Source organism: Sporosarcina sp. BP05, from assembly GCF_014282005.1.
GTDB lineage: Bacteria > Bacillota > Bacilli > Bacillales_A > Planococcaceae > Sporosarcina.
In genome coordinates this window covers 43881-67279 of record NZ_JACFTD010000001.1, presented here as the reverse complement: position 1 = coordinate 67279, position 23399 = coordinate 43881, and the positions used below count along the sequence as shown (strand labels likewise).

Here is a 23399-nt window from a genome sequence, read left to right as displayed (position 1 = left end):
TTAAAAAATAGCAAAAGTTCATAAAAAATTCTGGGAGTGAATTGGATGAAAAATAAAGGTATAGTAAATCATGCTTTTAGTAAGATTATATTAGCATTCTTACTAGTGGTTTCAATGATTACACCTTTCATATCAGTAACTAGTGCATCAGCAGATACGTCACTAACAGTTGATGAAGCAATTGGCCAATATGTAGTAGGTGCGAGTAAAAAAATATCAGTAGAAGGTTATATAGTAGGTTTTGTAGTGAGTGAAACAAGTGTAACAGGTACTGCTACTTCAAATACCAATTATGCAATTGCTTCAACTCCTGAAGAAACTGATTTATCGAAAATGCTATATGTTCAATTACCAGTTTCACCAGCTTATTTAAGAACAGATTTTGGTTTGCAGACAAATCCAACTAACGTTGGGAAAAAAGTGGTGATGAGTGGGTCACTTGAAAAATACTTTGGAAATCATGCGGGTTTGAAATCACCAACTTCAATGGCTTTTGTGAATGAAGAACCTATAGATCCAGATCCTGTAGATCCTAATTTAGTTGAAGCTGTAACAGCATCACCAGCATCATCGAGTGTAGCAAAAGGAACTGCGATTACATTATCAACAAAAACTGCTGGAGCAACAATCTACTATACGACAGATGGAACAGATCCAACTATCAAAAGTATGTCATATACAACGCCGATTATCATTAATGAGACAACTACAGTTAAGGCGATAGCTATGAAGGAAGAATTAGAGAATAGTGAAGTATCAACATTCACGTATACCGTCGCTGATACTCAAACAATCGCAGGAGCCCGTACTGAAATTAATAAAACTGTTCAAATCGAAGGGATTGTCACTACTAATCCTGGATTATGGGGCGGTGGAGCATTCTATATGCAAGATGAAACAGCAGGTATGTATATTTACGCTGGCTCAGCGAATGTTCAACCTGGGGATAAAATTAGAGTAACAGGTAAAGTAATTACTTATTCAAATGAAGTAGAAATAGAAAACCCTACTATTGAATTGATATCATCAGGAAATGTCATTCCAAATGCTCAAGTTGTAGAACCATCTGGAGTGAACGAGGATACACAAGGAGAATTAGTAACTATAAATAATGTTACTATTAGTAACTTAACATTTGATAGTTATGGAACTTTTGAATTCCAAGCAATAGCAGAAAATGGTGAAAAGGTACTTGTACGAAATGATAATCGTACGGGATTGGTATACGCTGACTTCATCAAAGTTTTCAAAGAAGGCGATAAAGTAAATCTTACAGGTATCGCAGCAATCTTTGGAACTACATTCCAACTTAAAACGGTAGGTCTTGAAAGCTATGACTTAGTGAACAAACCAGCAGTATACTCCTCTGCAAATGAAGGAACGGTACCAGTAGATACGAAAATTGAACTTAAATCAGGGTTGGAAGGTGCTGAAATTTACTTCACACTTGACGGGTCGGAACCAACTCAAGCGAGTACTAAATACGATGCTCCAATCTTATTACCTATCGGAACAACAACAATTAAAGCCATTGCAGTAACAAACAAAACGACAAGTAAAGCATTTAGCTTTACTTATACAATCATAAAAGCGGATGGCGTAATCATTCGAGAAATCCAAGGAAAAGGTCATGTATCACCATATGTTGGCGCAACAGTGACAGATGTGACTGGAGTAGTAACGCACTTAATTGATGGAACAAATTTTGTGATGCAAGATGTGGAAAATGCAGATAAAGACAACACAACATCAGAAGCAATCCAAGTGAATAAATCGGCAAATGGAGTTAAAGTTGGCGCTAAAGTAAAAGTGACAGGTACTGTGGCGGAAAATGGTAGTGGCGCAAACTTATCTACAACGCGTATTACCGCAACTCAAGTTACCACATATGGAACAGCAGAACTTCCAGCACCACTTATAGTAGGTGTAGATATTATTCCACCAAATAAAATAATTGATAATGATAACTTAACTTCATTTGACCCGGCGGAAGATGGTATCGATTTCTGGGAATCAGTAGAATTTATGCGACTTTCATTCCCGAATGCGAAAGTAGTTGGCCCTCCATATAATGGAGCTACTCCAATCGTCGTGGAGAGTACAACAAATAATGAGTTCAATCTATTAGGTGGGCTTAATATTGCAGCGGATGACTACAATCCAGAAAAGATATTCTTAACAAATACCGGTTCACTTGATATTACATCAGGAGATCATTTTAACGGAGATGTTATTGGAGTAATTTCATATACAGCTGATGGATATAGAGTATTACCTGAAACATTACCGACACTTGTTAAAGGCAATAGAACAGTAGAAATAACTCATATTGAACCTACTGAGGATAAATTAACAGTAGCATCTTATAATGTAGAAAATTTCTCTATGACAACTTCCGATGAAAAGGTTACTAGAATTGCAAAGTCATTTGTAACAAATATGAAAAATCCCGATATCATTACATTAGTAGAAGTACAAGATAATGATGGAGAAACAAATTCGGGAACCGTCGATGGATCTGCAAACTATGAACGCTTAATCGCAGCGATTACGGCAGCAGGTGGTAAAACATATAAATGGACTGAGGTTGCGCCTAAGAATAATGATAACGGGGGAGCTCCAGGCGGTAACATTCGTGTTGGCTACCTTTATAATCCGGAACGTGTTTCATTAGTAGAAGGTGTACATGGCACTGGTTCAGAAGGGAATACGTGGGATGCACAAGGAAACTTAGCATTGAATCCAGGCGTTCTAGATCCATCCAAATTTGTGAATACACGTAAGCCAATTGCAGCTCAATTTGACTTCAAAGGCGAAAAAGTAGTCGTCATCGGTGTACACTTAAATTCCAAAGGCGGCGACCAATCTTTATGGGGCTCTTCACAACCTCCATTTTTAGGTTCTGAAGCACAACGCTTAAAATTAGCTACTACTATTAATGCGTTCATCAAAGACGGATTAGCAAAAGATCCTAATTTAAACATTGTTCTTGCAGGGGATATGAACGACTTCGAATTTACAAAAACACTAGACATACTTAAAGGTAACGAAATGATAAATATGGTAGATAAAGCACCGGCTAACGATCGGTTCTCTTATTTCTTCCAAGGAAACAACCAAGTACTAGATCACATTCTTGTTTCTAAGAGATTAGAAACTAAAACAAAAATAGACATGATCCACATCAATGCAAATTATACAGAAGCTCAAGGCCGCGCAAGTGACCATGAACCTGTAATGGTTCAAATTGACTTTGCAGGTAAAGATGTTATTGTTCCAATCATTGCTGAAAAAATATATAACATCAAAAATCTTAAAACGAAAAAAGTAACGATTGGTAAACCAAGCGTTTCTGTTACAATCGACGATGCGTCGGTTATTACGGAAGGAATTGCGTTCACTGGAGCTTACGCAGAATTCCATGGTGCAGGCTTTGCGAACACAGCGGTAACAATCAAACCAGCTGAGTCTGGAGCGATTATTGCTTTCAAAGGTACGAAAGCGAAAGAAGTCATCATCGATGGCGCGAACGTAAAAGAAGTTAGAGGCGCTGAAAATATTCAAGAAATTAAATTTATCAACGGTGCAAATCCAGACAATATTAAATTCACAAATTCGAAAGGGGAACCCATAGTGGTTCCTTCTTTGCCTGATGGAAACAATGCACCGATTGTACAGAAAGCTATTCCGAACCAAACAGTTAAAACTGGGGAATCGATTTCCCTCGTATTGACTGACTACTTCTCTGATCCTGAGAACGATGAACTTACATTCATGTCCACGCTGGGTAAAATTGAAGGGAATTCATTAACGCTAACACTCTCTGAAGGCAGCCATATTGTAGGCGTGACGGCTTCAGACGGGAACAAGTCTGTTACAACTAGTTTTACAGTAAAGGTAACCGCGGATGTTGAATCGCCAACCGATGTCTATTACAAAGATGCGATTGGTAAAAACGGACAAGCGTTAAAAAACGCGCTTCATGAAATTATTGATGGACATACAGAGCTTTCTTACGATCAAGTATGGGTAGCATTGCGTGAAACTGATGAGGACCCGAATAACGTCAACAATGTGATTCTATTTTATTCCGGTGATTCTCGCGCCAAAAATCGTAATGGTGGGAATGTCGGCGATTGGAACCGGGAACATACTTGGGCAAAATCACACGGTGACTTCGGAACAAGCAAAGGACCAGGCACAGATATTCATCACTTGCGCCCTACGGATGTTCAAGTAAATAGTTCAAGAGGAAATTTGGATTTTGATAACGGCGGCAGCCCTGTAAACGGCTGTAAAGGCTGTTTCAAAACAGCAAATTCTTTTGAGCCACCCGATAATGTAAAAGGTGACGTGGCAAGAATTCTCTTTTACATGGCGACTCGCTATGAAAAGGGTGACAAAGTTGACTTGGAATTAAACGACAAGCTAAATAACGGAAGTGCACCTTACCACGGAAAACTTTCGACTTTATTAAAATGGCATGCACAAGATCCGGTCGATGGGTTTGAACGTAACAGAAATAATGTCATTCAAAAATGGCAGGGAAATCGTAACCCATACATCGATCATCCTGAATGGGTACAGTTGATTTGGGAGCAATCTAGTTCAGCTGATAAACAACTAGCATCTTAAGGTCGGCTAACCACGAGCGGTGCGTATAAGCCGAAAAAAGGAAACACATCTACGCAGATGTGTTTCCTTTTTTGCTTGCAAAAATTAACACTTCTGTGGATTAACCATTCACTTGCATAAGATACTAGTAAGGCAGGAGCAAAAGTTTTATTTGAACTAGTACGGAAAATACGCTAACGGAAAAGTAGAGTTTAAAGATATCCAATCAGGCGCTATAAAGTGGGTTAAAGACTATGTTGAAGTACTCGCATCAAAATCAATTACCCACGGCAAATCAGAAGATACATTTGCTCCAAGCGATCAAGTCACAAGAGCCCAATTTACTCTACTCCTTTCACGTCCCTTGGATCTTCCAAAGCAGGCATACGAAGGAACATTCTCAGATGTAACAGAGAAAATGAATGGATTAGTACTTGAAATTGAAGCAGCAAATCGCGCTGGAATTGTTACAGGCAACAAAATCCCCTTCACCTTAGTTTTATAAAGGAAGGGGATTTTCTTATCGGCAAGTCAATAATTTTGCGGGTCAAAAAAATTGCAAGATACAATCAAATTTTTAATTCAAGAAGCACATCATGAATCGCCACAAGCTTCTGTTCGAGTCGGTGCAAAAGATAGAATGATACGAATATCGGGAAACCGATTTCTTGTATAAAACTCATCCATTGTTCCATCCCGTCAACTCCTCTCTTTGAGTACAAAGAAACCGGTTCACCAGTTCGAAAACTGGTGAGCCGGTTAGTCTTTGGTGTTATACGATTACAATTTCAGTTACGTTGCGCTCGACGATGCGGGCACCTTTCGACGTTTCAAGTGGTGCTCCATTTACCTCGAACACCCCCGAAGCGATAATCGCTTGCATGGTTGCCTCCACTGCCGCTGCGTTTAGGTTTGCGCGTGGCTCGTCCACTGTCAACATCACATTCTTACCAGTCGACGTGCTGAAATTCAATTGTAATGTCTTTGCCATTTCTTATCCCTCCCCTTTTTGGTTAATCCATAACGCTAGATGTTTCTACTTTTTCCGCCCCGATGAATGTAAGTGCCGATAAGTCGGCAAGTTTCTCAAGGGCGTTGTACAAGCTATCCGCAGCTGCATTTTCTGCAATGTTGCGGTAGGTCTTCGATTTACGAATGATTTTACCAGCCTCGGTTAGGCCGCCGTCAAAATAAACTCGACCAACGGCATGTTGGAATTCGATTGTCGCCATGTAATCACCTCCTTTCATCCTCTATATAGAAGAAAAGAGGTGAAAGGGATACAGGATTGTATAATTTATTGTGTAAATAGCATGTGGCGGTCATGAGTGCATCCGTGGCGAGCATAACGGGCTCAGTGCCGGTCATAACATAACCGAGTGAGTGACTGGCACCGGGAGTCCAACTCTAGTACCAGAATCCGAATCAGCTCAATAGACATCAAAAACTCCCCATTCATATAAGTGAATGGGGAGATTTTAGTTTTTCGAAGTATCGGTAATGTCGATGTTGGTAATTGACAAGTCTCCTGACTCATCTGCCAAAAGCGAATAGGTTTTATATCGTTCATATATCGTAGTTTTGCCAACGTTGTCTGTAAAGTGGAATACTTCGTACGACTCCGCAAACATATCTTCAATGTTAGTAGAAGTCTGGATTATACTATTTTCCTTGAAGTCAAATGTATATCTATTGCCGGAAATGTCGTCCATATATTCTTTTATTTCATGATAAGCCTCACTGTTATACCATAGGAAAGGCTCAACATAAGAAAAGTCATCATTATTCAAAGCAACACTATAGGCGTCGCGGAATTGGATAATAAAGTTTTCAACTTGGTCGCCTGAAGCGGTATAATACTCGTAATCATTATTGACTATCTTTTCGTCCTCTTCATATTCCTCGTACGAATGATTATATTCCTCGAACGAATCATCATATGAATTCGTCACGATTGGCGTTTCAGTTGCTGGTTCCTCATACGCCATCGACCTGTCCTCTGATTGCAGTTCAGGTAAGTTTTCAGAGGCGGATTCTGGGTAGCTGGATACATCATTATTTTGAACAGAATCAGAATGATAGTCGTTATCCTCGACAGCAGTGGGTGGGTTTGTTAAAAATCCGGTGAATTCCGAAGCTAAATCGGATATGCTGTAACTCTCACGATCCATTTTAAAAGTTATGGTAAGTATAATAACGATGGTACTAACTGCAATAATTGCCGTAAAAGCTGAAAGGTATGTAGCATTACCTTTATTCAACTTGAAAACTTCAGTATTCCCACACCTTGGACATGATTTTTGTCGAGTCGACATTTCAGCTCTACATTTGGAACAATTCATATTTTAGCCCACCTCAAAATTAAATAGATTAGTACTATTATATCATATATAGTGATTATGTGGTTAAATAGTAATGACTATATTATTTGGAGGTATTCATAATTATGGACTACATCAATAAAAGTAAATTAACAAAAGAAGAGATTCTTCTGTTAGATTTTGATTATGCAAATCGCAAGAAAAGACCTGAAACAGCTTATCTATTACTAGTTTTTCTCGGACATTTATTTGTACATCGATTTTACATCGGGCCAACTCCATTTTCTGTTTTTGGACTGACATATGCATTTTTGCTACATTTCACAGTTATTTTATTTGGAATTATAGGGTTAGTGAACGGAACGCTTCTCGATTATATGTATTTATTGTCAGAAAATATTTATATAGTCCTTATCGCTTTGTCACCGTACATATGGCTTTATTTTGATTTATTCCGGATTCCCCAAATGGTTGATGATGTTAATCACAAAACCGAACGTGCGCTTTTGGAAGCGATGAAAAGAGTGAAGGAATAACGTGAACAAGCAGTACAAACCATTCATCTGGCTTGTACTGCTTTTTCATTGTTTATACAGCAAGTAAAGAGGGGGATAAAAGTTATAGTTGTGTGATTGACTGGCACCGAACGGATCATACAATCAAATTTTCAACGCAAGAAGCACATCATGAATTGCCACAAGTTTCTTTTCGAGTCGGTGCAAAAGATAGAATGATACGAATATCGGGAAACCGATTTCTTGTATAAAACTCATCCATTGTTCCATCCCGTCAGCTCCTCTCTTTGAGTACAAAAAAACCAGCCACCAGTTCGAAAACTGGTGAGCCGGTTAGTCTTTGGTGTTATACGATTACGAGTTCTGTTACGTTGCGCTCGACGATGCGGGCACCTTTCGACGTTTCAAGTGGCGCTCCATTTACCTCGAACACCCCCGAAGCGATAATCGCTTGCATGGTTGCCTCCACTGCCACTGCCGTTAGGTTTGCGCGTGGCTCGTCCACTGTCAACATCACATTCTTACCAGTCGACGTGCTGAAATTCAATTGTAATGTCTTTGCCATTTCCTATCCCTCCCCTTTTTTGGTTAGTCCATAACGCTAGATGTTTCTACTTTTTCCGCCCCGATGAATGTAAGTGCCGATAAGTCGGCAAGTTGCTCAAGAGCGTTGTACAAGCTATCCGCAGCTGCATTTTCTGCAATATTGCGGTAGGTCTTCGATTTACGAATGATTTTACCAGCCTCTGTTAGGCCGCCGTCAAAATAAACTCGACCAACGGCATGTTGGAATTCGATTGTCGCCATGTAATCACCTCCTTTCATCCTCTATATAGAAGAAAAGGGGAGGAAGGGATACAGGATCGTTTATTTTATTTTAAATTTCCCTGTTGAGTGACTGGCACCGGGAAATTCTAATACATGATATGATTGAGGCAAAGAAACACGTAGAGGGTTCAAGAAAGCAATCACTAACACAATTGCTGGTTGGTAAACGTCCTTTTTTACCCGAAAGTTGCTAGTTGAGTAGACTATAATGGAAGGAAGTTATTTGTAATGAAAAAACATCTTTTTAAAGCGACATTATCAGTAGCTATGACACTCGTTTTACTTATTTCACTACTCCCTTTACAAGTTATAGGAGCAAGCGTGACGCCTCCTAAGAATGAGATGCGTGCGGCTTGGATTGCAACCGTTCAGAACGTTGATATGAAACCTGGCATGAATGTAGCTCAATATACCGCATGGGTACAGAAAACATTGGATCAGCTGAAAGCCAATAGATTCAATACAGTTATTTATCAAGTGAAACCAACAAATGATGCTTTCTATCCTTCAAAGCTGGCGCCATGGTCTTCCTTCATAACAGGGGGGAAACAAGGGAAAAGCCCTGGTTACGATCCATTACTAATTATGATTAACGAAGCGCACAAACGTGGCATGGAGCTACATGCATGGATCAACCCTTACCGCGTTACAATGCCGGGTCAAACGTTAGCAAGCCTTGCGCCAAGTAATGTAGCACGCACAAATCCTAGCTGGGTAGTTAAATATGGTAAGCAATACTATCTAAATCCAGGACTTCCTGAAGTGCAAAGGTATTTAATTTCTACTGTCAAAGAATTAGTAGCTAAATATGATATTGATGCGGTTCATATGGATGATTATTTTTATCCTTATAAAATTAAAAATGAAGCTTTTCCTGATAAAGCTACATACAAGAAATATGGAACAGCTTTCAAAAAAGTGGACGATTGGCGCCGAGATAATGTCAATCAACTTGTGAAAAAAATAGATTCAACGATTAAAATGACCAAACCACATGTGCAATTTGGGATTTCACCATTTGGGGTGTGGCGCAATCAGTCGATGGATCATACTGGAAGCAGCACGCGAGCTGGCGTAACGAATTATGATGACTTATATGCAGATACAAGGCAATGGATTAAAGACGGCAGCATTGATTATATTACGCCACAGATCTATTGGTCTAACACATTGTCGATAGCTAAGTATTCGACGCTTTTAAATTGGTGGAGTGATGAAATAGAAACGTATGCCGACGTGCATCCCGTTAATCTCTATCTTGGTCTAGCTGATTATAAAGTCGGCGTTGACGCCGATAAAGCATGGAAAAATAAAATGGAATTACCCAATCAAGTCATTGCTAACAGAGCAAACCAGGTAGCTACGGGTCAAATGCACTTTTCCTTAAAGAGCATACAAAAAAATCCGCTTGGCTATGCAACAGTCTTGAAGCAACAACTATACAATTATACAGCTTTAACGCCAGCAACATCTTGGAACGACGCAGCCCTTCCAGCAGAGCCAACATGGGTACAAGCTAACAAGGATATAGCTGGAACGAAGTTAATCATCACGGATCAATCGAGTAAACAACCAAGGAAATACGTGATCTATCGTTTTGAAGGAAACGAAGTTGGCTCGTATGATAATCCACGCAACATAGTAGATGTTGTCTATAATACAAAAGGAAATACGGTATTTATAGACAAGACAGCAAACCGAAACAAACACTATACATATGGAATTACTTCCGTGTCAGCCACTGGCGTTGAGAGTGAGAATGCATATGTTGTGACGTCTAATTGATATCCGCCTGAGTATTCATATTATTTAGGGGTTACAGTTAGTACACCCAAGCTAAATCCAACAACAAAAAAGGTGTTCAGTGAAGAGTTTATCTCTCAACTGAACACCTTTTTTAGTTATGTACTGTCGGGAAATCGGCAATTGCCATTAACTCGAAATTGCGTGCAATGTACACTTCAAGAAAATTAAGTAGCACGCTTATCAAAGAGGGCGAGTACAATATAAGAAGAGGAAATAGCAACAGCAAATATGAATTCATTGAAACGCAAATGGATTCAAGTCAAAGGGGATAACTAACATAATGAAAAACTATAGACTGGAAATTGAAGCGAAAGAAGGCAATGTATTTCCTTCGTCAACCTATAAGAAAATTGTAATTGAGCCAACCTATGATCAAGCAAAAAGTAATTTTGTCGATTATATGATGCAAATAAATAGTGCGCATCTAGTCATGTTGCAGGAGCAAGGTTTGGTAACTGATGCTGAAACAAAACAAATTGGGAAAGCCATTTCTGAGATCGATCGTGAATTTTATAAGACCAGCTCGTATACTCCTGAGTTTGAAGATTTATTTTTCAGGATTGAACATGATCTGATTACTAAAGCAGGCGATATAGCAGGGAATTTACATATTGCAAGAAGTCGAAATGACATGGGAATTGCTATTTATCGCATGACTTTACGGAAAAAGATTTTGACGTTGATGAGGGGGTTAGTAACAATTCAAAAGTCCTTTCATACCTTTGCAAATGAGCATATCGAGACGATTATGATTGGCTACACGCATACACAACAAGCACAACCAACAACATTAGCCCATTATATAAGAGGTTTAATGGATAAGTTGGATCGGGATTTCACACGACTGCAAGCTGCTTATAAAACAGTTAACCGGAGCAGTATGGGGGCGGCGGCACTCACGACATCAGGATTTGCAATTAGCCGAGAAAGGATGCAGGAGTTACTGGCCTTCGACGCTATCATCGAAAATGCATGGGATAGTGTTGCGGGTGCGGATTATTTAATGGAAGTCGCGACGGCCGTTCAAACAGCTAGTTTAAATTTAGGCCGCGCCATGCAAGACTTACTAACATGGGCAACACTCGAATTTAATGCATTCACGTTAGCAAATCCATATGTGCAAATAAGCTCCATCATGCCGCAAAAAAGAAATCCAGTGTCAATTGAACATACACGGGCATTACTATCATCGGTTGTTGGGGATACCAATACAGTATTAACGATGATTCATAATACACCCTTTGGAGATATCGTAGACACTGAAGATGATTTGCAACCGTATTTGTGGAAAGCATTAACAAGACTTGAGGGCATTTACGAACTTGTTACGAGTGCTGTGGCCACGATGACTGTCAATAAAGCAGTGCTTGAAAAACGGGCTAGAGATAGTTTTGCTAACGTGACAGAGTTAGCAGATACATTAGTCCGCATAGAGAAAACTTCATTCAGACAGGCGCATCAGATCGTTAGGAACACGATACGGGCATTAGAGGGAAATGCGGATGCAAAACTTTCGGATTTAACATACGATATGGTCAATAGCGAAGCGCTCATTGTATTAAATAGACCACTTGTATTAACAGAAATAGAATTCAAGAAAGCATTATGCCCTCGAAACTTTGTTGAAGTGCGTACCATCTTAGGTGGGCCTTCACCCAAAACGATGACGACTTCACTTGCGAATTACCAAAACCGCTTAGTTGTTTTAAATGAATGGATAGACGAAAAGGAAAATGCAATCGAACAAGCAGAAAAAGCATTACAACGTTTTGAAGATCATTGGAGTGAAACAACATGACGACTTATTTAGTAGCGTTTTATGGAGGTGACACGAAGGGATGACAGTGGAGTGATTTTTCACGAAGGTCATTCAACAGGTTCGAACTATCAAGTGATTGGAACAAAGGGGTTTAAAGAAGTTAGTAAGCATATAGAGCGAGAGCTATTGACCACGTATTCTATGTTGATTTAAGACGCTTTCCAGCTGATCGGGTGGAAGGCGTCTTTTTCTGTCCATGATCGAGTAGACCCAAACTATTAAAATCAGTGGGGTCTTCAATCATTCATGGAAAGTGTCCAACCAACGAAGGAGTGTCCAACAAACCCCTCGAAGTGTCCAACCAACACAGAAAAGCGTCCAACAAATCCCCGGAAGCGTCCAACCAATTTTGAAAAGTGTCCAACCAACGAAGGAGTGTCCAACAAACCCTTCGAAGTGTCCAACCAACTCAGAAAAGCCTCCAACAAATCCCCGCAAGCGTCCAACCAAATTCTAAAAGTGTCCAACAAACCCCTCGAAGTGTCCAACCAACTCAGAAAAGCGCCCAACGAATCCCCGCAAGTGTCCAACCAATTTTGAAAAGCGTCCAACCAATCGCCGAAAGCACTTAACCCAAGCTTCAAATTGACCTTATAGCTAGATTGTGAGGTATTCTAAATAGTGTAACTACAGTTAAGGGAGGCTATTTTCATGAACTATACGCAAATTAAACACACCGATCTAAACGTATCCAACATCATAATGGGGAATATGCGTTTGACGCAGCTTTCTTTAACAGAAATAGAGCAGTTAATTCGCACTGCACTTGATGAAGGGATTAACTTCTTTGATCATGCAGATATTTATGGTCAAGGTCGGTGCGAGGAATTATTTGCCGAGGCAATCCAAATGAATCCAAGCATCCGTGAAAAAATGATTTTGCAAAGCAAGTGTGGCATTAAAGGCGAAGAAAACTACTTTGATTTCTCTAAAGAACATATCCTTGACTCAGTTGACGGTATTTTAAAGCGTTTAAACACGGATTATTTGGACCTTCTACTCCTTCACCGTCCTGATCCACTAATGGAACCAGCTGAAGTTGCTGAGGCATTTGAAAAATTGCATAGCAGCGGAAAAGTAAGACATTTCGGGGTGTCGAACCATAACCCCGCACAGATTGAACTGCTGCAAAAATATACACCACATAAATTAGTCGTCAACCAAATTCAGTTTAGTATTGCACATACACCGGTGATTGACGCAGGAATTGCGTTAAATATGAATATAGATCAAGCTATCAATCGTGATAGCAGTATACTAGAATACAGTCGTTTGAATGATATCACGCTACAAGCATGGTCGCCATTTCAAAATGGCTTCTTTGCGGGCCCATTCCTTGGCGATTTAGATAATTTTTTAGAGTTGAATAAAGTGATTGACAAAATTGCTGCCAACTATGACGTAACAAACACGGCAATCGCAACTGCTTGGATTAGCCGCCATCCAGCTAACATCCAAGTCGTACTCGGAACAACGAATCCTCAACGATTAAAAGACGCATGTAAGAGCACAGCTATTACGTTAACAAGAAAAGAATGGTATGACATTTATAAAGCTGCTGGCAATATCGTCCCGTAACAACACGATTATCAATTACAACCTTCTGCCGGATTATCGGTCAGGAGGTTTTTCTGGTTTGAACCAATCACATCCCAGTCTCAACCAATCCTTTACAGGGTAGCAAATAAACTCCTAGTCTGTTAAAATAATCATATAGTTTGAGAGGGATGTCTTCAGTCTGATTGCTATGAATGCTCAGGCATAAAGGAAGGCGTTTTTTTATGTCTATAGCTAGGTTCATATAGAAGAGAATTAATTGAGAAGGAGGTTTTTGTAATGAAGAGAATAGTTACTGTCTTGCTGGCATTTACGATTGCCATAGGTTTTTCATTCAATTCGGTGCATGTCGAAGCGGCAAGCCCGAAAGTCGTGACCTATAAAAATTGCACAGAGCTAAACAAAGTGTATAAAGGCGGCGTCGCAAGATCTGCATCTGTCAAAAATGTAGGCGGCAAAACGAAATACAAGCCATTTGTATCTCAGGCAATCTATGATGCAAATAAAAAAAGTGATCGCGATAAAGATTTAATCGCGTGTGAAAAGTGACTATAAAAATAACAATTCAGCCTTCATGAAAGTGTTAAATGAAACAGATGGCGTGCTCGAATGTTCACTTATCTACTACACGGGCGATTATGCTCAATAAGTTAAGCTGTTTTCAAAAACTGAAAAACGCAAATCCCTTTTTTTATGGTGTCATAAAAAAGGGGATTTTGCGTTTTTTTGACCAATAATAGTGTCTAGTTTCAGGCGCTAACCACTTGAATCATAAGTAATTTAAGAAGCTTTGTCGTAAAATCAGTTAAAGCAATTTTTACCGGGATTTAGAATTGAAGTTACGATGGTTCTTGGGCATAATAGAGAAGGAGAGTTTTGACGTTCTATTTTCGATCGCCCAGAAAAGACTCACCTTATGAGAAATAAGTTAATACCCTATCATGATGAAAAGATGAGTGGGAGTTGAAAGTAATAGATTGTTATTGAACCTACAAGAAACTGTCAGGAAAGTTGGAGGAATAGTGACTTCTGACTTTAATTGATCCCGCATTAACGGGCAGTAAGACCCCCACTTCAAGTCTTTAAGGACACGAGAAGAATAAGTGGGGGATCAACTGCCCGTAAAAGCCCGAATGGTTAGGGCCAACAGGATGTTGGTTACTTAGGCTTTGCCACAGGACGTGGCGCTCTTAGCCTAAGTTCTTTAAACAATCAGTGGGGGATAAAGAACCCCCCTCTGATTGAAGATTAACTTTATAAAACCACCTAGAAGGGGAGAATGTTGAATTGGCAATTCCGTTAACATTAAATCAGTCACATATAGCTACAAGTAAACTTGAGGAACTATTTGATACACAAGTGAAAACGATTCATCAAGAAATGAACAAAGGTACTTCTGAAGGTGCTGATTATTTGGGGTGGAAGAATTACCCGAATGAGATTCCGTTAAATGAACTACAAGATGCGCTGAAAGTAGCCAAAAAATTGCGTGAAAATGCAGATTTGGTTGTTGTCATTGGTATCGGAGGTTCTTATTTAGGAGCAAAAGCGATTCAAGACGCACTATCACCGTATTTTGAAAAAAAACCGGGTGATCCTGAAGTACTCTTTGCCGGTCAAAACTTAAGCGGAGCATATATGAAGCAATTATTGAGCTATATGGGGAGTAAAGAAGTTGCCATTATTGTTATTTCGAAATCTGGAACGACAACGGAACCTGCTATTGCTTTCCGGATTCTGCTTGAATACATGGAAAACCGTTATGGTTCATCCGCCAGTGAACGAATTGTTGCGATTACCGATAAATCAGAAGGTGCCTTAAGGGAATTGGCTGTACGTTCAGGATTTGCGACTTTCGTTGTACCAGATGATATAGGCGGTCGTTATTCCGTTCTTACACCAGTTGGACTACTCCCTCTTGCAGTAGCAGGGGTCGATATTGAACAACTCCTTGCCGGAGCAAAAGCAGCCGTTCATGATCTGTCGAACGCAGATATTGCTTCAAATAGTGCTTATCAGTATGCTGCTTTACGAACTCACCTGTTAGCTGAAGGCTATAATGTTGAAATTTTAGCAAGTTTTTCCCCGAATCTTGAAATGTTTAATGAATGGTGGAAGCAGCTCTTTGGTGAAAGTGAAGGGAAGGGCGGAAACGGTATTTTCCCTGCAGCCGTCGCTTTCCCTACCGATCTACATTCCCTCGGTCAATATATACAAGATGGTCAACGGATGCTCTTTGAAACGTTTGTCCATTTTACAGACGACGTGGAGGATTGTGCAATCCCTTCAACTAAAGAAAACTTGGATGGATTGAATTATCTGTCCGATAAAACAGTAAATGAAATCAATGATGTAATGATGCATGGCGCTATGGAAGCGCACCAAGATGGAGGCGTACCAGTACTACGTCTTGAAGTGGCCAAACAAGATGCCTATCATATTGGTTATTTAATCTACTTCTTCCAACTATCCTGTGCAATGAGTGCTTACTTGCAGGGCTTAAATCCTTTTGATCAGCCTGGTGTTGAGGAATATAAAAATAATATCTTTAGATTGTTGGAGAAGCCGGGGCATGTGACAAGATAATAGCTGTAAATTTTGGGGTGTAAGTAGCAATTCAGAATCCCTACTATAATGAAGATCAGACATGTACGTAGATGTCTGATCTTTTTTGTGTGCAGAAATTAGTGGCCTGTTGGGTAGATGTATGCAAAATCGTCGAGGGTGCATTAATTGTTAAGTTTTAACAAGCATTTGAGACAAGGCGCTATGGTAGCATTAATGTAAAAGCCCAAACGATTGTTTGATGGAGCAAATGTAGGGGTAATTTAAGATAACTAGTGAAACACCTGAAGAGTGAAAGAGGCGTATAGTATGAAAGAACAGACGAGGTATTCTCGGCTTGCAACTATAACGAAATTAATAAATACCACAAATGAATTGCGTGGAGTATTGGAGTTTGTCATCACAGCCATTTCAGAAGAAATTGTTCAGTGTGATTCGGTGGGTATATATTTACCGCAGGAAGACGGTTCTTTCAGAGGGTTTGTTGGAAAGCCGGAAACCATTAATGGAATGACGTTAGATATGCAGGTCATTGATATGGAATATGATTTATTGGCAAAAGAAGTAGTTGAAACACAAAAAACCATCTACATACCTGATACCACAAAAGATAATCGGCCAGATTCCAGGGCTGTACAAGCTTTTCAGATAAAATCACTTCTCGCATTGCCTATCTCTTATGAAAATGAGTTATTTGGGCTGGTGTTTTTATTTGATTATGGAGTGCCAATGAACTTAACCGAATTGGAGATTCAATCTGTTGAGGCTTATGTCAATATGGCGGCGGTTGCGATTCGAAACACTTCTAATTTAACGCGGAAAATGGACCTACTTGTAGAAAAGCAATTATTGCTGGATATGAATCGTGAATTATCCATGTGTTCATCAAGAAATGAAGCGTTGGACAAGTGTTTTTTCTACATAGGAAAAGCGCTAAACAACAATACGATTGGGCTGTATTTAGTGGACTGCCTAGAAGAAGGAAGCATGAAACCAGTCTATTTGAGCAAGAAAAGCGAGTTAGCAGAAGAGGATTGGATTGCGGCGCATGACTCGATACCGTTTGGGAAAAGAGTGGGTGCTACAATCCAAGAAGTGATTACCACAAGAAAGTCGCTACTCATTCCAGATGTATCTGCAGATGACAGGGTTAACCAAGAACTTTTCGAATACTTGGCGATAAAAGGTGTATTTGTACTTCCATTAGTGTCAATGGGCAACGTCTTAGGTGTCATTGTGATTGCAAACTGGGCAGAGAATCGGCCGATTTATTCGGATGCGGATCAACAGCTGGTCCAGTGTATTGTCGATGCCGCTGCTCCTACACTGTCAAACTTATTATATATGGAACAACAAGAGCTTATTTTAGAAGAAAGAACGCTAGAAATAACGAAGAAAAACAAGGAACTTGAAAGAGCTATGGCAGAACTCCGAAGGCTTAGTCGGGAAAAAGAACTCATTCTTAATTCAGCGGGTGACGGTATTTTTGGTTTGGATTTAGAGGGCAAGATCACATTTTACAATCCGGCGGCTTTATCCATATTGGGTTACGATAAAAAAGATGAACTGATTGGACAATATTATCGTGTTGTTTTCGACGAAAGTAAGGAGAACGAACAAAAAATCATAGAGGCTTTTCTTAAAAAGGAATACGACAAGTATAATTCAGAAGGCTATTTCTACAAAAAAAATCACTCCATCATAACAGTAGACTATGTAATTTCTTCTATTGAGGAAGAAAATGAATGTGTAGGTTATGTCGTGACGTTTAAAGACATTACCGAACGGAAACGAATGGAGGAAGAAATTAAGTATCATGCCTATTATGATAGCTTAACCAATTTGCCAAACCGGATTTTATTGAGAAACAGGCTAGACCAAGAGGTGGCCTACGCTAAAGCACGTGGTGAAAAAATGGCCGTTCTTTTCATCGATTTGGATCGCTTTAAGTCCGTGAATGATACGCTTGGGCATAGCTACGGAGATTTATTGCTCGGTGATGTGGCCAAACGATTAACTTCTTGTCTTCCAGAGGGGGCAATGGCTTCGCGGCAAGGCGGGGATGAGTTCATCATTCTTTTACCACATATAAACAATAAAGCAGAAGTCCTACAATTTATCGAATGTATCATCCATACTTTTTCCGTACCTTTCTCGCTAAGTGGAAATGAAGTCTATATTAAAAACAGTATTGGAATTAGTTTATTCCCGGAAGACGGGGAGAATGCCGATCTATTGATTAAAAATGCAGATAGTGCGATGTACCAGTCTAAGGCCACTGCTGGTAACAGCTACCGTTTCTATGAAGCAGGAATGGATACGGGGGATTTTGAAAGTCTTCTTATTGAAAATGATTTGTATAAAGCAATCGATAATGATGAACTCGTTATTTATTATCAACCTCAAATCAACTATTCAACGAAAATGGTTGTGGGTGTGGAAGCGTTACTTAGATGGAACCATCCGATAGAAGGTTTGATACCCCCAGACAGATTTATCCCAATCGCGGAAGAAACCGGCTTGATCATTCGAATAGGTGAATGGGTTCTTGAAAATGCCTGCAAACAGATTAAAAAGTGGCAGGAACAGGGCTATCCGCTAATGAGTGTAGCCGTCAATTTATCGGTGCGTCAGTTTGAACAGAATGATCTATTTACAGTAGTTGAAACGATATTGGACAAAGTGGGTCTGTCCCCTGAATACCTACACATGGAACTCACTGAAAATCAAATCATTAAAAATACAACGTTAACCTTGCAAACAATGGAGCGATTAAAAGCGATTGGTATTCAAATCGCTATAGATGATTTTGGGACGGGCTATTCCTCGCTAGGCTATTTAAAGGATTTTCCGATTAATACGCTGAAAATTGATCGGTTATTTGTTCAAAACTTGGGTGCGAAAGATGATAATGCGGCCATCACGAATACAATTATTACACTGGCGCAAAACTTGAATCTCGATGTGATTGCAGAAGGTGTTGAAACAAAAGAACAAGCAGAGTTTCTTGCTTCAAGAAATTGTTATTTGATGCAGGGTTTTTATTTTGATCGGCCTATACAGGCAAAAGAATTTGAGGATAAGTATTTGGCTAATCCAGGGGAATTGTACTGGAACTAATATGCACGACACGTAAGTGTTCCTTTGTGACAGTAAAAAGTACAGTGGAAGACTTCGGAAGAAATCTTTCAGGCTAGCACAAGACATTTATAAACAAATGAATTACAATAGTATTCATAACATAACAAAAACCGACAAGATTCGTAACCAGTAGGTTTTTGTGTGGATTGCTCTACAGGAAAGAGGGTGAATTTCACTTGTTACATTATGAAACGCATAACTTAAGTCCTCAGCATGAGTGGGTCGTATTTCTGCATGGATTGGGCGGGAATTCAAATATATGGTATAAACAAGTAAAAGAGTTTAAAAAACATTTCAATCTTCTTTTCATTGACTTAAGAGATCATGGTGGCTCTGCAAACTATGAACCTGAAATGTTGACGTATACACCTGAAATGTTATCTAAAGATGTTGTTAAGGTACTAGATTCCCTATCGATTGAAAAGGCTCACTTTGCGGGAATTAGTTTGGGCTCTGTAGTCTTACATGCGATGCATATTTACGCACCCAGCAGAATTAAAAGCATGATTTTAGGTGGTGCAATTATCCGGTTAACACGGGCTGCGAAAGTGATTCTGAGAACAGGAAACCTGCTTAAAAGTGTGGTTCCCTATATGTGGTTGTATAAAACATTTGCACGTATCCTTATGCCTAAAGCGCACCATAAGAAAGCAAGGGACGTTTTCATCCAAGAAGCAAAGAAAATTCGTCAAAAAGGGTTTATTAAATGGTACCGATTTGCTGCCAAGGTTTGCGCAATTTATCCGCAAATTGATAGTGTAAAACATGAAATTCCCAAAATGTACATCATGGGCGATCAAGACTATATGTTCCTTGGCCCCGTTGAAGAGGATACGATAAAGGACAAATGCGCTAGATTGCATATTATTGAGCAATGCGGCCATGTCTGTAATATTGAGAAGCATAAAGAGTTCAATCAAGTAGCCATACAGTTTATCAAGGAACAAGTTAAAATGGAGCAGGAAATACCAGCAACCAGTAAGTTTGTTACTAGTGCGTAACGTTAAATGAGGACCAGCCTTGGAATTCTAGGGCTGGTTTTTTTGCGCTATCTATTGGCCGCTACTTATTTAGAGTTAACTATATAGATTGAGTTAGTGATTCCATTCAATAACGCTTCGGCGCTTCGGGGATGCCTCCCGCCATAAGCAAATGTGGTATTTAATTTTACAACCTATTATTGAGTGAGTCCTTTGCATTAATTGTATAATTTCTGCAAAGGACGCAGAAATTATACAAACCGAACTCTTCGTTGTTCGGTTCGCTGCCAGTCTTATGGCTTCGGCTACCCCTTTTAAGGCGCCTACGCTTAGTAAATTGCCGTATTTAATACCTTACCCGTTTAATGAACAAACCTAGCGAAGAAGCGACACTAATGAAAGGCAGCCAAATATCGCCGCGTCCTGCGGCAAAGGCTGCACACCCGCATCCTGCGGGCGCCGAAGCAATAAGACTGACAGTGCTCTCCTGACAGGCTTATTGCGTAAGGCCATCACAAAGCGACAAAGCGGTATAGGAAGAACATACCGTATGTTAAGTGTCGACTATCCATCGTATTTAAAGTTTACAATTACAACCCCATTCTAGAAAGTATGTTCCTAAGCATGTTATGATTAAAGTAAGGATACGCAAAGAATAGTGAAAAGGGTGGAAGCATCGTGGATAAGAAAGAACAACAGTTATTTGCATACTACTACAACAAGTTTACTGAAAGAAGTTTTGATGAAAAGGACTTCTATAGTTTCATGATGTTGGTCCGAGAGGATGCGTATGGAATTGAAAGTATTAATGAGCTTGCCAACTTTATTGCCCTAAGGGAAAAGAGTTCGGGGTATGTAGGTGAGTACTTAGATGAGTGCAAGCGAATTATCTCTAATTTGGGTAATGGAGTCAAAGCCAAGAAAATCGAGGATGTCTTCTCGTTCAAAGAAATCAGAAATGGTTTCAACGCGTTATTTTTGAAATATGACTACGAGAAATTGCCTGCTGAAATCATCAATGATTTCATTTTATGCACAATATCATTATTGCAGGACGTAAAATTAGTATCGGGTAGTTTGAATAAAGAAGTGGGGCATTTGAGTTTCGCTGTTTCCAGCAAAGAAGTATTTTTGATGGGAAACATGAAAACACTAAACAAAGGTCGCTATATTCCCGTTACTTTTCAGGTTTTATCGGTCAAGAATAGCTACGAGGCAATCACACCGCAGGATAAAAACGATACACCTTATCTGTTTAATGAAGAACTGATTGAAGTGATAAATATCGAAGGGAATCTTGTCATAACGTTTCCGGAATAACTTTCTGGTCTAATTTCATATAGTACCACATGTGTTGATTAGCCAAAAGTAATCAGTAAACGACTGCTTACTTTCGTGATGAAACATTAGGCACTCTATTGTACAGGTACCCTTGGGTCGCTTTGAACTGAATGGCTACTACACCATTATTGGTTTTTCTTACTGCGGGGGGATGCGGCAAATTCGCATCCCCCCGCAGTTTTTTCGTTAATCGTACGGTGGTCTTTCGTCCGTCACTCTCCGATTGTACAGGTTTACTAAGTGCATAGCTTTTGGGAACGAATGAATAACCACATGCCTATCTATAAAGCAGCAGCCAAAGATGCAATTTTGGCTGCTGAATCCTTTTTTATAGCATTCCTTTTCGATTTTAAGGCAGTGTCACTTTCTATATAGCATTACACTGTAACTAGTACTATCTTCGCTAGAATAATTGCGTGAGTGACTGGCATTCGCGAACCAACTCTATCAAAAACTAGTCTTATAGACTATAATTTCTAATTAAAGGGGGTTTATATATGTATGAGTTTAAAAGTTATTTATTGGACGTTCCTGTAGTAGGACAATTTATCCAGTATCCTATTGTTAGTACTAGCATTGTCGCATTGATAACCATCGTAATGGCAAATGGGATGGTTAAACGGAATCTAGATATTAATTTACTGAAACTATTATATCAATACATGTGTAAAGATAAAAAGGAACGTTATGAAAAAGAGAGACAATTATTTTATTCGAAGTCCACAGAACCTGAATTTATAGAATGGCAGCATAAGGTTCTGAAACGCATTTATACAAACATACAATTCACTAAATTATTCGGAAAAGAGTATCCCGTAAGCGTTCAACGTACCGCCATTCCATATCAGTATCCTATCCACGAAGGTATGAAGACATTTGCAGAATTAAGGAACAACCAGGTACCAGAACTCATCATGGATAAGCAACAACGTAAATACTTTGCGATGATGAGTGCCACCATTAAGCGACCGAATTTAATCGGTTTTGAATTGGACGAGTATCGGCTGACGGACGGCGGGGAAATTCTAGGTTTTACGGCGAACACATGCCAATATAAACATACTGTAAGTACAAGCCATATTCTTGAATATGAATTATATAAGATCCACGTCAAGTGTGGAATGGAGTTACTACAAAACTCATCAGACTATATCCTTTCAATATTACAATATCGAAGCAGGATTCATGAAGGACAATCCCAATTGGATGTGATTACAAAAGGGCGGAATCGACACTCTTTGTTAAGTGTCCAAATGATGGTCGTTTACTTTGATCCTAAGCGGCAGGATTACTTGACGCCTATCTTCAAACGATCGCAAAAAGTTGCGATCAAACCGAACTATTGGCAAATTATTCCGGCTGGGGGTTTTGAAATATTCGAAAAAGAGGAAACGACAAGTAAATATATAATCGAAAATAACTTCAACATAGAATTGGCTTTGTTTAGAGAACTTATTGAAGAAGTGTTTAACGGAAAAGACTTTGAATCGAACGAGACAGGCGAAGTAAACGATATCATTCATAAACATCCGGATATAGTGGAGTTGGAGAAACTGTTAAATAGTGGAGATGCCCATTTGGAGTTTTTGGGCAACGTAACAGACATCGTATCCCTTAGACCGGAACTTTCCTTTGTACTAGTCATCGATCATCCAGATTACGCCAAGACAAACTTCCAACATAACTTTGAAGGTACTGACTTCCAAAAAATTATAGTGAACGATTTGCCACGCATGTTTGATGGAGAATTGTTGTACCCGAGTAGTGCAGGGTTACTAGCATTGGCGAAGGAGAGTGCGCTGTTTAGGGAGCGGGGGTTATTACAAGGGGTATAGTGCTGGATGCTGTGCAAAAGGTTATCCGAACTTTAATTTAATTTCAGGTTCTAAAACAGTCCAGACAAATCCTCTAC

General features: G+C 39.5%; 20 protein-coding genes. 13 read left to right on the top strand and 7 right to left on the bottom strand.

What is annotated here, in order from left to right; all coding sequences use genetic code 11:
* Positions 1-45: 45 nt before the first annotated feature.
* Both H2672_RS00270 and H2672_RS19840 read left to right on the top strand, forming a co-directional pair.
* Complete coding sequence (locus H2672_RS00270) at positions 46-4635, top strand: endonuclease (RefSeq protein ID WP_186667803.1); 4590 nt, start codon at positions 46-48, stop codon at positions 4633-4635.
* Between the two features lie 199 nt (positions 4636-4834).
* Entirely contained in the window at positions 4835-5119 is a 285-nt protein-coding gene (locus H2672_RS19840; protein WP_186668333.1) for an S-layer homology domain-containing protein, read from the top strand.
* A 64-nt stretch (positions 5120-5183) separates the two neighbouring features.
* Here the strand turns inward: H2672_RS19840 and H2672_RS00260 are convergent, their stop codons facing one another.
* From H2672_RS00260 to H2672_RS00245, 4 genes are all read right to left on the bottom strand, one after another.
* Positions 5184-5309 (bottom strand): YvrJ family protein, encoded by a 126-nt coding sequence (locus tag H2672_RS00260; protein ID WP_186667801.1) that lies wholly within the window; start codon positions 5307-5309, stop codon positions 5184-5186.
* Positions 5310-5386: 77 nt separating this feature from the next.
* Complete coding sequence (locus tag H2672_RS00255; RefSeq protein ID WP_186667799.1) at positions 5387-5605, bottom strand: DUF2922 domain-containing protein; 219 nt, start codon at positions 5603-5605, stop codon at positions 5387-5389.
* Between the two features lie 22 nt (positions 5606-5627).
* Positions 5628-5846, bottom strand: a complete 219-nt coding sequence (locus tag H2672_RS00250) for a DUF1659 domain-containing protein (protein ID WP_186667797.1) — start codon at positions 5844-5846, stop codon at positions 5628-5630.
* A 246-nt stretch (positions 5847-6092) separates the two neighbouring features.
* Positions 6093-6875, bottom strand: coding sequence for a TcaA NTF2-like domain-containing protein (locus H2672_RS00245; RefSeq protein ID WP_186667795.1), 783 nt, complete (start codon positions 6873-6875; stop codon positions 6093-6095).
* Between the two features lie 185 nt (positions 6876-7060).
* On the opposite strand from H2672_RS00245, the gene H2672_RS00240 reads away from it, so the two are divergent.
* Positions 7061-7471: a TM2 domain-containing protein gene (locus tag H2672_RS00240; protein WP_186667793.1), complete on the top strand. Its 411-nt coding sequence runs from the start codon at positions 7061-7063 to the stop codon at positions 7469-7471.
* Between the two features lie 123 nt (positions 7472-7594).
* On the opposite strand, the gene H2672_RS00235 is transcribed toward H2672_RS00240, so the two are convergent.
* The 3 genes from H2672_RS00235 to H2672_RS00225 form a co-directional block, all read right to left on the bottom strand.
* Positions 7595-7720 (bottom strand): YvrJ family protein, encoded by a 126-nt coding sequence (locus H2672_RS00235; RefSeq protein ID WP_186667791.1) that lies wholly within the window; start codon positions 7718-7720, stop codon positions 7595-7597.
* A gap of 76 nt (positions 7721-7796) precedes the next feature.
* The gene (locus H2672_RS00230) at positions 7797-8015 is read right to left on the bottom strand and encodes a DUF2922 domain-containing protein (RefSeq protein WP_186667789.1); all 219 of its coding nucleotides are present in this window, start codon (positions 8013-8015) and stop codon (positions 7797-7799) included.
* A gap of 23 nt (positions 8016-8038) precedes the next feature.
* Positions 8039-8257 carry a DUF1659 domain-containing protein gene (locus H2672_RS00225; RefSeq protein WP_186667787.1) on the bottom strand — a complete coding sequence of 73 codons (219 nt, stop codon included), beginning with the start codon at positions 8255-8257 and terminating at the stop codon, positions 8039-8041.
* 249 nt (positions 8258-8506) lie between these two features.
* On the opposite strand from H2672_RS00225, the gene H2672_RS00220 reads away from it, so the two are divergent.
* The 10 genes from H2672_RS00220 (at position 8507) to H2672_RS00180 (ending at position 23322) form a co-directional block, all read left to right on the top strand.
* Positions 8507-10063, top strand: a complete 1557-nt coding sequence (locus tag H2672_RS00220) for a glycoside hydrolase family 10-like protein (RefSeq protein WP_186667785.1) — start codon at positions 8507-8509, stop codon at positions 10061-10063.
* Between the two features lie 301 nt (positions 10064-10364).
* Positions 10365-11882 (top strand): argininosuccinate lyase, encoded by a 1518-nt coding sequence (gene argH / locus H2672_RS00215; protein ID WP_186667783.1) that lies wholly within the window; start codon positions 10365-10367, stop codon positions 11880-11882.
* Between the two features lie 51 nt (positions 11883-11933).
* Entirely contained in the window at positions 11934-12056 is a 123-nt protein-coding gene (locus H2672_RS19465) for a hypothetical protein (RefSeq protein ID WP_255485224.1), read from the top strand.
* Between the two features lie 498 nt (positions 12057-12554).
* Complete coding sequence (locus H2672_RS00210) at positions 12555-13481, top strand: aldo/keto reductase (protein ID WP_186667781.1); 927 nt, start codon at positions 12555-12557, stop codon at positions 13479-13481.
* Positions 13482-13739: 258 nt separating this feature from the next.
* Positions 13740-14009, top strand: a complete 270-nt coding sequence (locus H2672_RS00205; protein WP_186667779.1) for an excalibur calcium-binding domain-containing protein — start codon at positions 13740-13742, stop codon at positions 14007-14009.
* A gap of 738 nt (positions 14010-14747) precedes the next feature.
* On the top strand, positions 14748-16046 hold the full coding sequence (locus tag H2672_RS00200) for a glucose-6-phosphate isomerase (RefSeq protein ID WP_186667777.1): 1299 nt from the start codon (positions 14748-14750) through the stop codon (positions 16044-16046).
* 288 nt (positions 16047-16334) lie between these two features.
* Entirely contained in the window at positions 16335-19145 is a 2811-nt protein-coding gene (locus tag H2672_RS00195; RefSeq protein WP_186667775.1) for a sensor domain-containing phosphodiesterase, read from the top strand.
* Between the two features lie 197 nt (positions 19146-19342).
* The gene (locus tag H2672_RS00190) at positions 19343-20167 is read left to right on the top strand and encodes an alpha/beta fold hydrolase (RefSeq protein WP_186667773.1); all 825 of its coding nucleotides are present in this window, start codon (positions 19343-19345) and stop codon (positions 20165-20167) included.
* 657 nt (positions 20168-20824) lie between these two features.
* On the top strand, positions 20825-21466 hold the full coding sequence (locus H2672_RS00185; protein ID WP_186667771.1) for a hypothetical protein: 642 nt from the start codon (positions 20825-20827) through the stop codon (positions 21464-21466).
* A 518-nt stretch (positions 21467-21984) separates the two neighbouring features.
* A complete protein-coding gene (locus H2672_RS00180; RefSeq protein ID WP_186667769.1) occupies positions 21985-23322 on the top strand; it encodes a hypothetical protein in 1338 nt (445 codons plus the stop codon).
* Positions 23323-23399: the final 77 nt, after the last annotated feature.